Source organism: Polaribacter ponticola (assembly GCF_026191475.2).
In the GTDB taxonomy this organism is placed as follows: domain Bacteria; phylum Bacteroidota; class Bacteroidia; order Flavobacteriales; family Flavobacteriaceae; genus Polaribacter; species Polaribacter ponticola.
The window spans coordinates 573509-586141 of the sequence record NZ_JAOSLC020000003.1; the positions used below are offsets into that span (position 1 = coordinate 573509).

Genomic DNA, 12633 nt, shown 5'->3' on the forward strand with positions numbered 1-12633 from the left:
AGTTTATTGCGTTAAAAAATTATTTGAATATTATGTAGCTTTAAATTTTCTATTTTACAATTTCTACAAAAATACCAGAAGACTTATAAATGTAGAAACCATAACTACTAGTACTAGGAAAAGCTGTTGATAAACTAACTATATTTCCTAAACTATCTTCCATTACAAAAACAGGATATCCTTTTGTTGCTTTAACAACAGTAGTTTTACTCTGAATATCATATACAATGAGTTCTTTTTTATAATCTTTTCCTGGATTGGTTAAACTTACTTCATTATTTGTTCCTAAAATTTTTGTTCCTAAATTATTAAAGTTTAAAGTTTTTTTAGGAATTGAATAATTTAAATATTCCGAAAAATCTGTAGAAGAATAAACAGTATTTCTTAATTTATTTAAAATTAAATGCTGCTTGCTATTTACTGTAACATCGCTATTGTATTCAAATTTTAAAGGAACTTCTTTTGTACCATTATCTGTAATTTCTCCTATATTATTAATAGTAAAATGAATTGCTCTACCTTCGTTATTATGACTTAAAAGTATATTGTTCTTATCTATTTTTGTTATTTCGTAATTCATACTTCCTTGATGATCTGTAAAATGTGGCTTCTCATCAATTTTAATAAGTTTATCTAATTCTCTTTTGTAAGTGTAAACATTATCACTATCAGAAACAATCCAAATATTATTACCTAAATAATTAAAACTACCAGAAGATAAATAATCAGGATTTAAAGAATATTTAAAATTTAAAGTTTCGCTATTATAAACCCATAAGTCTCCAGCTTGCGCAAAAATAAGTTCTTTGCCTTCTTCAGAAGTAATCAGTTTCATTTCTATTTCTGTAGAAGAAGTAGGAATCTTATAGGCTTCTGCGGTAATATTATTTTCTAAATAATTATATTTTATCAATCTATAATTATTTTCTTCTGTTTTTAAATAGAAGAAAAAAGACTGGCTTTCTGAATCAAAACTTAAAAACCGAATCTGATTAAAGTCAAAAACTTCTGGTCTTATAAAACTAATTTCAATCATATTAAATTGTGTATCTAGATTACTAATATTCCCAAACTTATTATGTACATAAATTGTATAAATAGGATTGTTTACAAAAGGAGGATTTTCGTCTGTAAATGATGTTGTATTTATATCAGTAATAATTTTAATACTTTCTACATTGGGATTAGAATTATCATTTTGATCTTGAACTCTAATTTCATAATGTGAAAAATAATAACCCGAATACTTTTCCCAAGATAAGGTTACTGAATTGCTGTTAGTTTCTGCATTAATAAAATTTACATTTTTTGGAAAGATAAATTCTGGATTTATATATCTAGGATCACTTTCGCCTAAAAGCCCCTTATTGGTGTAAATTTTAAGAAAATAACAGGCTTCACTATCAGTTATAGGGTTTTCTTCTATAAAAGAATTTACATTTATATCTGTAATTATTTTTAGTAATGTAGCAGTATTTATATTACAATCTTTACCACTTCTATAAATTTCATACTTTTCAAAACTGTTGTAACCTTTGTATTTATCCCAACCAAATTCTATATGATTTAAGAAAGGATCTTCTTCTTTTCTCTGAAAAGTTTCGCTATAAATATCTACTTCATTTGGAGGTAAATATCTATATGCTGTAAATGTAAATTGTTCCTTAATATTGTCTCCATCTAAATCTAATTCTGCAATAAAAACAAAATTATCTTTACTAACATTTTTTACTTTTAACGTTTCGTACTCAGAATTAACTAAAGAGCTTAAAGTTATAATTCCATTATTTAAACTCCATTTTAATTTATTTTGAACTGGTAAACAAGTAGCATTTTCTTGAAAAAGAAACTCTTCATACATACCAGATTCATTGTAAATAAAAAAATCTCTTCCACATTCTTCAAAATTAGCAGGAACAGCAGCTTCATTTCCATTATTGGCTACTTTAAAAATAGACCAAATGCCAACTAAATCTTCTATTTTAGCATCAGTTTGAATGTTAGACTCTTCTTCAAAAATTTCATCATCTTCACTATTGCATGAAATAGTAATAAATAAGAAAGAAACCACTAAAAAATAAAAAAACTTTTTTAACATCGATTTTAGATTATGAGTATAAAAATACTTAAAATAAATTTTCTCTTTAATTTGAAAAATACAGAGGAATCAATCCTTTTAATTTTACTAATGTTTTATCTACAGTTAAATCACTCATTCCGCCAGAAGCATTTGCATGACCTCCACCATTAAAATGTTCTTTTGCTAATAAATTTACAGGATTTTCTGCTCCTTTAGATCTGAAAGAAATTTTCATTATTCCATCTCGTTCTGTAAAAACAATAGCTGCTCGCATTCCTTTTATAGATAAAACTAAATTTGCTAAACTATCTGTATCTCCTTTTTTATATTGATATTTTGCTAATTCTTCTTTAGACAAAGAAATTATAGCAACATTATAATCGTATAAAATTTCTAATTTTTCACTCATTGCATACCCTTGTAATCGCAAACGAGTTTCTGTATTATTATCACTTAGTTTTTCATGAATTAAATGATGCTCAACTCCTGCAGCTAATAATTTTGCTAAGACCTCATGTGTTCTCGGTTTTACAGAATTAAATCTAAAACTCCCAGTATCAGTTAAAATACCTAAATATAAAGGCGTTCCTATTTTTTTGTCTAACAATTCTAAATTATCAGATTCTTCTATTAAATCTACAATTAGTTGTGATGTTGAAGATGCTGTTGTTTCAGAAACTGTAATTGCAGGAAATTCTTCAGGATTTAAATGATGATCAATCATTATTTTCTTACCATTTGCTGCTTCTAACAAAACTTGCATTTCTGGTCCTACTCTATTAATGGCATTATAATCTAAACAAAAAATTAAATCTGCTTTATTAATTTCTGCCTCTACATCTTCAGGGTTTTCTTCCATTAAAAGAATAGCAGAAGTATCTAACCAATATAAAAAATCTGGTGCTTTGTCTGGGTGACAAATAACCGCTTTTTTTCCTAATTTTTCTATAAAGTATAATAATCCTAAAGAAGAACCTATAGAATCTCCATCTGCAGATTTATGCGCTGTAATAACAATATTTGAAGCTGCTTTAATCTCTGTTTCTATTTGCTTATAAATATTCATGAATTGTATTTTTCAATTGCAAATAAACATAGCAATTGCTTTTTTTATCAGGTCGCGAAGTTAAGTTTATTATTGATGTAAGAAAGGGAGTTTTTGAAGTTTAATTGCTAAAAATAATCGCTATTTAATTTTAAAAGCTTTCGAGATGTTTATATAGCCTAAATAAAAATTTTAGCTCACATCTTATCTTCAATACGAACTAAAATTTTTAAAAATTGCAATTATATTTATATACTAATTTGCTTCTATTAAATTAAAGTTTATTAAGCATTTCTAGAAATTTATTTTTGTCTATTTTACCTACAACATAATCAATTACTTTTCCTTCAGAATCTGTAATAATTGTTGTTGGTGTTGCAGAAACAGTAAAATGCTTTACGAGGTCTTTTGTTTCTGGTTTATCAATATCTATAATTACCGGTATAATTTGCGAATTGATGATTTTTGAAACTTCTTTATCCGCGAATACTTCTCGTTTCATAACTCTACAAGGAGCACACCATTTACCAGTAAAAAATAACAGTGTTTTTTTATCAGAATTATTGCTTATTTTCTCGACAGAAGTAATATTTTCTGCCCATTTTACATCGTTAGATGGTACGTAAAAAGAATACCAAGCATAAGCTAGAGAAACGACAAGAAAAGTAAGCCAAAACCATTGCCAAAATGGATGAGATTTAGTTTTAGGTGATTTAGAAGAACTATTATTTACTGTTTTCATTATTATATTTTTTTTACTGATGCAAAATTCAGTAATAAAAATGATTAAGTTTAGTTTAACATACTCAATTGTTGTTTTTAAGTGATGAGTTGTTAAAAACCGACCTCTTTGTGACTTTGTTATTAATCTATCCAACTCTTAAAATCCTTTACACGCTCTCTACTTAAAATAATTTCGCTATCAGAATAAGACTGTAAAACTAATTTTAAACGCGAATTAGAATACGTAATAATATCTTTTATGGCGTTTATGTGTACTATAAAAGTTCTATTAACTCTAAAGAAATACTTAGGGTTTAAATCGTATTCTAAATTAGTTAAAGAGTTATTTATAATATAATTCCCTTCTTTTGTTTTTAAATAAGTTGCGTTCTCATAACTATAAAAGCAAGCTACTTCATCTATTTTTAAAATTTTTATCTTCTTCCCTACTTTTACAGTAAAAGAATTTTTATAATCCTCAATTTTATAATTACTGATTAACTTTTTAAACTGTTCTAAATCCGTCTCTTTTTGATAAACTTCTTTCGCTTTTTTTATAGCTTCTTCTAGCTTCTCTTTATCAATAGGCTTTAATAAATAAGAAATACTATTATAATCAAAAGCTTTTATACTATAATTACTAAATGCAGTTGTAAATATTATTTTAGAAGTAATTTTTACTTGTTTAAAAATTTCAAAACATAAACCATCTGATAATTGCACGTCTAAAAAAATAATATCTGGATGTTCGTTTTTTTGAAACCACAGTACAGAAGATTTTACAGCGTTTAATTTATAAATTATCTCAATTTCAAAATCTTGCAACAACCGTTCTAAACGTCTTGCAGATGGCAATTCGTCTTCTATTATAATTGCCTTCATTAAATTGTATTTAAAATTGGTAATTCGATAATAAAACTTTCTTTTGTATTTTTAATTATTACTTTTTCATCAGTAAAAAAAGCAACTCTCTTTTTTATATTCTCAATTCCTTTTTTAGAGTTTTGTTCTGTTTCTATTTTTGGATTCTTATTATTTTCTATAATTAAATAATTTTCTTTAGATATTATTTTCAACTCAACAATATCAATTTCATTAACTGTATTGTGTTTTACAACATTCTCTAAAACTTGTTGTAAAATGGTAGCAACAATATACTTTTCGTTAAGTTTTTTATCAATATTTATACTAAATATTAAACCAACTTCAAACCTATCTTTTAATAATTCTAAATAACTTTTTGCAAATTTTATTTCCTCTTTTACCAAAACAACATCTTGTTTTTCTTGTTCTAAAAAGTATCGATAAATGTGAGATAAGTTTTCTGAAAAGCGAACCGCTTTTTTAGGATTCTCTTCAATTAAACTGGTTAAAACATTAATATTATTAAACAAAAAATGCGGACTTATTTGATTTTTTAATTGTTGATAGTTTAACTGCGATTCTAAAGATTGTTGTTTTAAAACACTCTTTTCTTGTTTATTTATTAAGCTTAAAAAGTAAAAATGTGTAAGAATAAGTACATATAAAAAGAAAGGACTGTATAAACCTATTGAAGGCAACAAGAAAGCTCTATCAAGCATTGCTCCTAAACCATCTTTTACAATTCTAAAATTATTAAAAGAAATGATAATCCAAAAAACGAGAGCAGAAATTGAAACTACATAATAACTTACTATATAATAGATCCTATTAGAGTGTTCATATTTTGAAAAAATATAATTTAAAACATGAATACTTAATAGCGAAAAAATAAATCCTATTGGTAAAAATTTATAAAATAATAATGTAATATCATATCCATCAAAACGATCTAGTATAATAATAAAGGCATATATGAGAATACCAGATAATGGAATTAATAATAGCTTTATAAATGAATAATTTAGTTCTTTAAAATTATAAATCCTTACAACCCTAGATTTGATTTTTATTGACTGAAATAAAGAAAATGCAAAAACTATAAATAAAGAAAATAGAGAAGCAAATAGGGTCGTAAATTCAAATAAAGAATACTCATCTTCATTTTTTAAATATCTAAAAAATAAAAAAGTAATTGTAAAAACTATAATACTTGATATTAATCCTGGTTTTAAAACATTAAAAGAAATCTTCTTTTTAGAATCAAACATTAGGTTAAAACATTAAAAGAAATCTTCTTTTTAGAATCAAACATTAGGTATGATAAAAATGTAGGTATAAACGTAATTAAAGATGTTAATCTTAAATAATCAAAAAAGTTTTTTACATCAAAACTATCAGTAAAATATAAAGCTACAATTAAAAATAGATGTATAATAAATACAAATGTTACAGCTTTTAATATGGATGTGGTTAATTTGCTCATAATATTTAATTTTCATCAAAAATGAGACTAATCAAAATTAATAAAAAAAGAAATATAGTGAATTGTTATTTTATACTAGTGAAACGTTAGACATAAAATAATTTATAGACAAAAAAAGACTGTTTTCCTCGTTAATCTATCCAACTCTTAAAATCCTTTACACGCTCTCTACTTACAATAATTTCGGTATCGGAATAAGACTGTAAAACTAATTTTAAACGCGAATTAGAATACGCAATAATATCTTTTATGGCGTTTATGTGTACTATAAAAGTTCTATTAACTCTATAAAAATGCTCTGGGTTTAATTGCTCTTGCCAATGCTCTAAAGAATGATCTATTAAATAACTTCTACCCGAGTTTGTGTGAATATAAGTTGCTTTATTTTCGCTATAAAAACACTCTATTTCATCTACATGAATAATTTTTATATGCTGACCAATTTTAATCGTAAAGCGTTTTTTAAACTTTCTATCTAACGGGTTTATTAAAAGCTTTCTAATATCATCTATATTAACTTGTATATCTGTAGTTTTAGATTTATTTAGCCTATATTTATCTACAGCTATCTTTAATTCTTCATCATCTAAAGGCTTTAATAAGTAATCTATAGAATTTAACTTAAAAGCTTTTAGAGCATATTCATCAAAAGCAGTTGTAAAAATTATAGCAGACTTTACTTCTATTTCTTCAAAAATTTCAAAAGACAAACCATCTGATAATTGAATATCTAAAAATATTAAATCTGGGTGCTCGTTTTGCTGAAACCAATTTATAGATTCTTCTACAGAATGTAACATTGTTTGAGCTTCAATATCTAACTCTAACAACATTCTATTTAACCTTCTTGCTGCTGGTTTTTCGTCTTCTATAATTATAACATTCATTCTTTCACTAAATTTTAAGTTAGAATAATAAAGCTATTTGCTAAATATCTTCCTCCATTATTTTTTTAATTTTTCTCTCTTCCCAATTTTTACCAAGACCTAATAAATTAAATCCGAATACTTTTAACCAATGAAAGAACAAACCTATTCCCCAGCCTATTGCTGAAAACCAAAACCAATGAAAATGTGGTTCGAACCTTAAATTTACAAAAACAATTATAGATATTATTATACAATAAATTGTTAAGTGCGTATAAAATCCTTTGATCGCTTTTACTCTTTGTTGAGCTTTAAGAAACCTTTGTTCTTGAGTAAAATTAGATTCCATTTTTTTATTATTATTTTCTTCTTCTTTTAAATATTCTTTAATCTTACGATCTTCCCAATCTTTATTAAATAAATTAGGAAAACCAAATACTTTTGCTGCATGAAAAATTAAAAATATTCCCCACCAAAAGAAAAATCCATAGTTATTTAAATCTGTAAAAGCTTCTATAACCGAATCTCCATAAGAGATATCTTTATAAATTCTTCTACCTATAAATATAAAGTTAATGATTAAATAAAAAACTAAGTGCTTATAAAACTTTTTTATTTCTTCCACTCTCTTTTGAGCTCTTTCGTATCTTTCTGATATATGATTTTGTTCCATAATTTTAATGCTTTTTATTCATTAACTCTTCTAACTTACTTTTTTCCCATTTATCTATAAAACCTATTTTATATCTAAAAGCTACAAAACCATGAATAACTAATCCAATAAACCATAGCAATGCGTTTATCCAAATATTTGCTTTTATCCATGCTAAAGAATTAATGTTATCTACGTGGTTTTCAAAGAAACCTATTATACTCTTTGAAAAAAGTAAAAGAACTAGCATCATTATTACAAATATTTGTAAATGATTGTAAAAATTCTTAATCCTTTTTACTCTTTTTTCTGCTTCTTTAAAAGCTATATTTTGATCATTTAATTTCATTACAAATAAATTTAAAATTGATTATCATTCATATACTTTTCAATTTTCTTTTTCTCCCAATCTTTACCAAAAAATAAATTAGTTCCAAAAACACCTAACCAGTGAAAAGCAATTCCTATTCCCCAGAAAAACCAGGTTACATAAGTACCAAAATGAGTAATTGCACCCGCAAAAGAATATTCATTATCGCTATCATTTGTTAATCCAAAAATTATAATAGCAGAGATAAAAATATTTACGATAACATAAACTGCTAAGTGAATGTAAAATCCTTTAATCTTCTCTACCCTTTTTTTAGCTAGTAAATACTTGTGCTCTTCATTATATTCTCTTTCCATCTTATTTTTTTTAATTGTATTTGTTATTTTTATCATCATTCATCATCTCCTTAATCTTACGATCTTCCCAATTTTTACCTAAGAAAATGTTATAGTTATTAACTTCTAAAAAATGAAATATTAAACCAATTCCCCACCCAAAAATTGGAAACCAAAACCAATGAAACCCTGGAGAAAATCTTAAATTGATAAATATTAAAAAAGGTATTACAATACAATAAGATGCTAAATTTTGATAAAACTCTTTTAGTTTTTCTACTCGTTCTACAGCTCTTACATATTTGCTATTTTCTAAATCATTTGAATTAAATGTCATATTATTTGTTTTAGTTAAGAGAGGTAAACTCACCTTAAATGTTTTGTTATTATTATCTACTATTACTCTTCTATTTGTAATTAAACTGTATCTTTCTACAATATTTCTTAATCCTACTTTAGTACTTTTACCTATTGTTTCTTTAGGATTAATATTGTTTTCTATATGCAAAAAACCCTCTTTTTCATAAATAATTATTTCTAATGGTTTTTTAGAAGAAACAACATTATGTTTCACTGCATTTTCTAAAAGCAATTGTAAAGAAAGTGGTACAATTTTAAGCTCTTTATTGCTAACAGTGTTTGGTATATTAAATTTTACAGCATCTTCAAAACGCATTCCTAACAACTCCATATATGTTCTTGCAAATTTTAATTCTTCTGTAAGTGTTGTTAAATCTTTGTTTCTTTGTTCTAAAACATATCTATACACTTTAGATAATTTGGTTGTAAATTTTTCTGCTTGTAAAGGGTTTTCGCCAATTAAACTCGTTAATACATTTAAACTATTAAATAAAAAATGTGGATCTATTTGACTTTTTAAAGATTCAAACTTTGCTGTTTCTGTTTTTGCTACTATTTCTTGTTTTGTAGATTCTTTTGTTACAGAAGCTTTCCAGTTTGTCATAAACCCTCTTGCATGTAAAAAAGTAGAAATACCTAAAGAAAGAACAATATAAAACAGATGAACCCATAAAAAATCTCCTTTAAAAAAATTCTCTCCGCTGTTATTATTTATAATTACAAAAACTACATAATCTATTGCTAAAACCATAGGAACAGTATATATTAGAGTTCCTATAATTCCTGCCCAAACTCTTTGATTTGTTTGGGTAATCCAATCCCATTTTTCTGATAAATAATTATTAATAATACCATTACCAAAAGCCAATCCAAAACAATACAATCCTGAGATTCCAAAAGAGACAGCAATACCGTATAAAGTTGTTTGTTTAAAAATAACACTAAATATTACGCCAAATAAGATTGTTAATTTTAAGCTTAATAAGGCTCCTTTTTTTAAACTTCTAATTGTAAAAACTTCTTGGTTATCCATCTTTTTATTTGGCTTAAAATTTTAAGTTGTCTAATCTACTAAAATCTAATGTTTATTTTAAGATTTTTATCGGTAACTGCAAATTTTGCATCATCATACTGTGGAAATCCAAAACCCAATGTATTGTTAGACGCTCCATAATCTTCTTCTGGTCTTCCTTGTGGAGAAAAATCCATTTTACCATTTTCGTTCATATCATGAAGACATATGATTGCATATTCTCCCGCAGCTACATTTTCGAAAACTACTTTACTTTTACCGTCTATAATTTTACTATGTTTTGATTGTAATGGTATTGCCATAAAAGTTTTCTTATTATACAAAGAGAAACCTACGATTCCTTTACTGGACGATACGTTATCTACAGACGCTGTAATCGATATTTTTTCTTGGGCATTTATTTTACTTGAAATAAAAAAGGCTGTCGATATTAAAATTGCTACTACTAATTTCATGATTTTTATATTTAATGGTTAATTACACTACAAAGATGCAACACAAGTACAGTTTTTTAAATTAAAGAATACCGAACTGTATTTTTTTTAGGATGAAATGTAAATTTCACCTTTTACCAAAACTATTTAATATAGAAACTTCAAAATTCATGATTACTCATATTATCATAATTTTATTTTTAACTCCATATTTTAATAATTATTTAACTCAAAGCATAAATATGTTTAAAATTCATAAAACTTATAAAAAAGTGATAAACTTATGATAATTAGTTTTAAAAAAGATATACTTTAGCCATATGATTACTTCAAGAATAAATAAATTATGTACTACAATAGTTCCCAGTTTGCGTTTACGCAACCGCCGTCGCTAATATTCTTTTTAGCAACTAACTTATCTATTATAGTAATTAACCATTTATTTTTTTATCGTGAAAATTTCTTACAAAACTTACAATCTATACTCCGTTATTCTTATAAATAACAATCTACTTCGCAATATTACTTTTCGCCCATAGGCGTTAAAGATATTTATGGAATTTTGGTGAGTCCGGTTCTAAATTAAAAAAATAAAAAAACAACTTTACAAAACATAAAACTCAATACAATGGAAATTGTTATTGCAAATAAATCACATACAGTTTACGCAGAAATTATCTGTAAAACCATAGAAGAAGCTTCTAAAGTAAGAGGAACTGGTATTGCTAAAAGAAAACCAGAATATGTTGCCACTAAAATGGAAAACGGTAATGCTGTAATTGCTTTAGATAACGACAAATTTGCTGGATTTTGCTATATAGAAAAATGGGGACATGGAAAATTTGTTGCCAATTCTGGTTTAATTGTGCATCCAGATTTTAGAAATATCGGTTTAGCAAAAAAGATTAAACAAGTTATTTTTAATCATTCTAGAACCAAGTTTCCAGATGCAAAAGTGTTTAGTATTACAACGGGTTTGGCTGTAATGAAAATGAATAGCGACCTTGGTTACAAACCTGTAACTTTTTCTGAGTTAACCGACGATCAATCTTTTTGGAATGGTTGCCAAACCTGTAAAAATTATGATGTTTTAACAAGGACAGAACAAAAAATGTGTTTGTGTACAGGAATGTTATACGATCCTGCTAAAAAAGAAAAAGGGAAAACTGAAACCAACAAACATGATAAAAAAGTGTGGACAAGATTAAAAAACATCAAACAATCTATGTTCCTAAAAAAAGATAAAAAATGAAAAAATTAGTAATAGCTTATAGTGGTGGTTTAGACACTTCTTTTTGTGCAGTAAGTTTATCAAAAGAATATGATGTGCATGCAGTTAGTGTAAATACAGGCGGTTTTACAACTAAGGAGATTAAACATATAGAAAGCAACGCTTATAAAATGGGCGTTACAACTTATAAAAATATTGATGCGGTTGCTACTTTTTATAACAAAGTTGTAAAATATTTAATTTTTGGTAACGTATTAAAAAACAGTACATATCCGCTTTCGGTTAGTGCAGAAAGAATTATACAAGCCATAGAAATTATAGAATACGCTAAAAGTATAGATGCAGAATATATTGCACACGGAAGTACTGGCGCAGGAAACGACCAAGTGCGATTTGATATGATTTTTCAAACATTGGCACCTAATATTAAAATTATTACTCCAATTAGAGATCAAAAACTAGCAAGACAAGAGGAAATAGATTACTTAAAGTCTGAAGGAATTGACATGAATTGGGAAAAATCGAAGTATTCTGTAAACAAAGGGCTTTGGGGAACAAGTGTTGGTGGAGTTGAAACTTTAAAGTCTGAAAAGCCTTTACCTAACGAAGCGTATCCTTCTCAATTAGAAAAAGAAGGTGAAGAAAAAGTAACATTGACATTTAAAAATGGCGAATTTGTTGCTTTAAACGGACAAGAAAATAAACCAGAAGTAAATATTGAAAACCTAAATAATATTGCTTCAAAATTTGCAATTGGTAGAGATATTCATGTAGGTGATACAATTGTAGGTACAAAAGGTAGAGTTGGTTTTGAAGCTGCAGCTGCTTTAATTACTGTAAAAGCGCATCATTTATTAGAGAAACACACCTTAACTAAATGGCAATTACAACACAAAGAATACTTGTCTAGTTTTTACGGAATGCATTTGCACGAAGGACAATATTTAGATCCTGTAATGAGAGATACCGAAGCGTTTTTACAAAGTTCTCAAAAAATGGTTTCTGGGAATGTTGTGGTTTCTTTAAAACCGTATCATTTTTCTTTAGACGGAATTATTTCTGACCACGATTTAATGTCGAGTGCTTTTAGTACATATGGTGAAGAAAATAAAGCTTGGACCGCAGATGATGCAAAAGGGTTTATCAAGATTTTAGGAAATCAGAATAAAATTTATAGACAAGTAAATAACTCATAA

14 protein-coding genes are annotated in these 12633 nt (G+C 26.4%); 2 read left to right on the plus strand and 12 right to left on the minus strand.

The features are described from left to right. Positions 1 to 49: 49 nt before the first annotated feature. The 12 genes from N5A56_RS07500 to N5A56_RS07555 all read right to left on the minus strand — a co-directional run bounded on the left by N5A56_RS07500 (position 50) and on the right by N5A56_RS07555 (position 10227). Positions 50 to 2098 carry a fibronectin type III domain-containing protein gene (locus tag N5A56_RS07500; protein ID WP_265724895.1) on the minus strand — a complete coding sequence of 683 codons (2049 nt, stop codon included), beginning with the start codon at positions 2096 to 2098 and terminating at the stop codon, positions 50 to 52. 46 nt (positions 2099 to 2144) lie between these two features. Next, the gene (locus tag N5A56_RS07505) at positions 2145 to 3146 is read right to left on the minus strand and encodes a DHH family phosphoesterase (protein WP_265724896.1); all 1002 of its coding nucleotides are present in this window, start codon (positions 3144 to 3146) and stop codon (positions 2145 to 2147) included. A 253-nt stretch (positions 3147 to 3399) separates the two neighbouring features. Beyond that, positions 3400 to 3867, minus strand: coding sequence for a thioredoxin family protein (locus N5A56_RS07510; protein WP_265724897.1), 468 nt, complete (start codon positions 3865 to 3867; stop codon positions 3400 to 3402). A 122-nt stretch (positions 3868 to 3989) separates the two neighbouring features. Then, positions 3990 to 4730, minus strand: coding sequence for a LytR/AlgR family response regulator transcription factor (locus N5A56_RS07515; protein WP_265724898.1), 741 nt, complete (start codon positions 4728 to 4730; stop codon positions 3990 to 3992). After that, on the minus strand, positions 4730 to 5980 hold the full coding sequence (locus N5A56_RS07520; protein ID WP_265724899.1) for a sensor histidine kinase: 1251 nt from the start codon (positions 5978 to 5980) through the stop codon (positions 4730 to 4732). The genes N5A56_RS07515 and N5A56_RS07520 overlap by 1 nt, the downstream gene beginning before the upstream one ends. Beyond that, positions 5980 to 6195, minus strand: a complete 216-nt coding sequence (locus N5A56_RS07525) for a hypothetical protein (protein ID WP_265724900.1) — start codon at positions 6193 to 6195, stop codon at positions 5980 to 5982. The genes N5A56_RS07520 and N5A56_RS07525 overlap by 1 nt, the downstream gene beginning before the upstream one ends. 131 nt (positions 6196 to 6326) lie before the next feature. After that, complete coding sequence (locus N5A56_RS07530; RefSeq protein WP_265724901.1) at positions 6327 to 7082, minus strand: LytR/AlgR family response regulator transcription factor; 756 nt, start codon at positions 7080 to 7082, stop codon at positions 6327 to 6329. A gap of 40 nt (positions 7083 to 7122) precedes the next feature. After that, a complete protein-coding gene (locus N5A56_RS07535) occupies positions 7123 to 7734 on the minus strand; it encodes a 2TM domain-containing protein (RefSeq protein ID WP_265724902.1) in 612 nt (203 codons plus the stop codon). Positions 7735 to 7738: 4 nt separating this feature from the next. Next, entirely contained in the window at positions 7739 to 8062 is a 324-nt protein-coding gene (locus N5A56_RS07540; RefSeq protein ID WP_265724903.1) for a 2TM domain-containing protein, read from the minus strand. Between the two features lie 11 nt (positions 8063 to 8073). Then, the gene (locus tag N5A56_RS07545; protein WP_265724904.1) at positions 8074 to 8400 is read right to left on the minus strand and encodes a 2TM domain-containing protein; all 327 of its coding nucleotides are present in this window, start codon (positions 8398 to 8400) and stop codon (positions 8074 to 8076) included. A 10-nt stretch (positions 8401 to 8410) separates the two neighbouring features. Then, the gene (locus N5A56_RS07550) at positions 8411 to 9772 is read right to left on the minus strand and encodes a 2TM domain-containing protein (RefSeq protein ID WP_265724905.1); all 1362 of its coding nucleotides are present in this window, start codon (positions 9770 to 9772) and stop codon (positions 8411 to 8413) included. Between the two features lie 38 nt (positions 9773 to 9810). After that, positions 9811 to 10227 (minus strand): DUF2141 domain-containing protein, encoded by a 417-nt coding sequence (locus N5A56_RS07555; protein ID WP_265724906.1) that lies wholly within the window; start codon positions 10225 to 10227, stop codon positions 9811 to 9813. A 607-nt stretch (positions 10228 to 10834) separates the two neighbouring features. On the opposite strand from N5A56_RS07555, the gene N5A56_RS07560 reads away from it, so the two are divergent. Beyond that, complete coding sequence (locus N5A56_RS07560; protein ID WP_274270307.1) at positions 10835 to 11458, plus strand: GNAT family N-acetyltransferase; 624 nt, start codon at positions 10835 to 10837, stop codon at positions 11456 to 11458. Next, complete coding sequence (locus N5A56_RS07565; protein WP_265724908.1) at positions 11455 to 12633, plus strand: argininosuccinate synthase; 1179 nt, start codon at positions 11455 to 11457, stop codon at positions 12631 to 12633. Before N5A56_RS07560 ends, N5A56_RS07565 begins: the two co-directional genes overlap by 4 nt.

Excerpts from the sequence above, each read along its gene's own strand:
- N5A56_RS07505 (WP_265724896.1), bottom strand. The coding sequence starts at position 3,146 with ATGAATATTTATAAGCAAATAGAAACAGAGATTAAAGCAGCTTCAAAT.
- N5A56_RS07530 (WP_265724901.1), bottom strand. The coding sequence starts at position 7,082 with ATGAATGTTATAATTATAGAAGACGAAAAACCAGCAGCAAGAAGGTTA.
- N5A56_RS07515 (WP_265724898.1), bottom strand. The coding sequence starts at position 4,730 with ATGAAGGCAATTATAATAGAAGACGAATTGCCATCTGCAAGACGTTTA.
- N5A56_RS07540 (WP_265724903.1), bottom strand. The coding sequence starts at position 8,062 with ATGAAATTAAATGATCAAAATATAGCTTTTAAAGAAGCAGAAAAAAGA.
- N5A56_RS07500 (WP_265724895.1), bottom strand. The coding sequence starts at position 2,098 with ATGTTAAAAAAGTTTTTTTATTTTTTAGTGGTTTCTTTCTTATTTATT.
- N5A56_RS07545 (WP_265724904.1), bottom strand. The coding sequence starts at position 8,400 with ATGGAAAGAGAATATAATGAAGAGCACAAGTATTTACTAGCTAAAAAA.
- N5A56_RS07510 (WP_265724897.1), bottom strand. The coding sequence starts at position 3,867 with ATGAAAACAGTAAATAATAGTTCTTCTAAATCACCTAAAACTAAATCT.
- N5A56_RS07520 (WP_265724899.1), bottom strand. The coding sequence starts at position 5,980 with ATGTTTGATTCTAAAAAGAAGATTTCTTTTAATGTTTTAAAACCAGGA.
- N5A56_RS07550 (WP_265724905.1), bottom strand. The coding sequence starts at position 9,772 with ATGGATAACCAAGAAGTTTTTACAATTAGAAGTTTAAAAAAAGGAGCC.
- N5A56_RS07565 (WP_265724908.1), top strand. The coding sequence starts at position 11,455 with ATGAAAAAATTAGTAATAGCTTATAGTGGTGGTTTAGACACTTCTTTT.
- N5A56_RS07525 (WP_265724900.1), bottom strand. The coding sequence starts at position 6,195 with ATGAGCAAATTAACCACATCCATATTAAAAGCTGTAACATTTGTATTT.
- N5A56_RS07560 (WP_274270307.1), top strand. The coding sequence starts at position 10,835 with ATGGAAATTGTTATTGCAAATAAATCACATACAGTTTACGCAGAAATT.
- N5A56_RS07555 (WP_265724906.1), bottom strand. The coding sequence starts at position 10,227 with ATGAAATTAGTAGTAGCAATTTTAATATCGACAGCCTTTTTTATTTCA.
- N5A56_RS07535 (WP_265724902.1), bottom strand. The coding sequence starts at position 7,734 with ATGGAACAAAATCATATATCAGAAAGATACGAAAGAGCTCAAAAGAGA.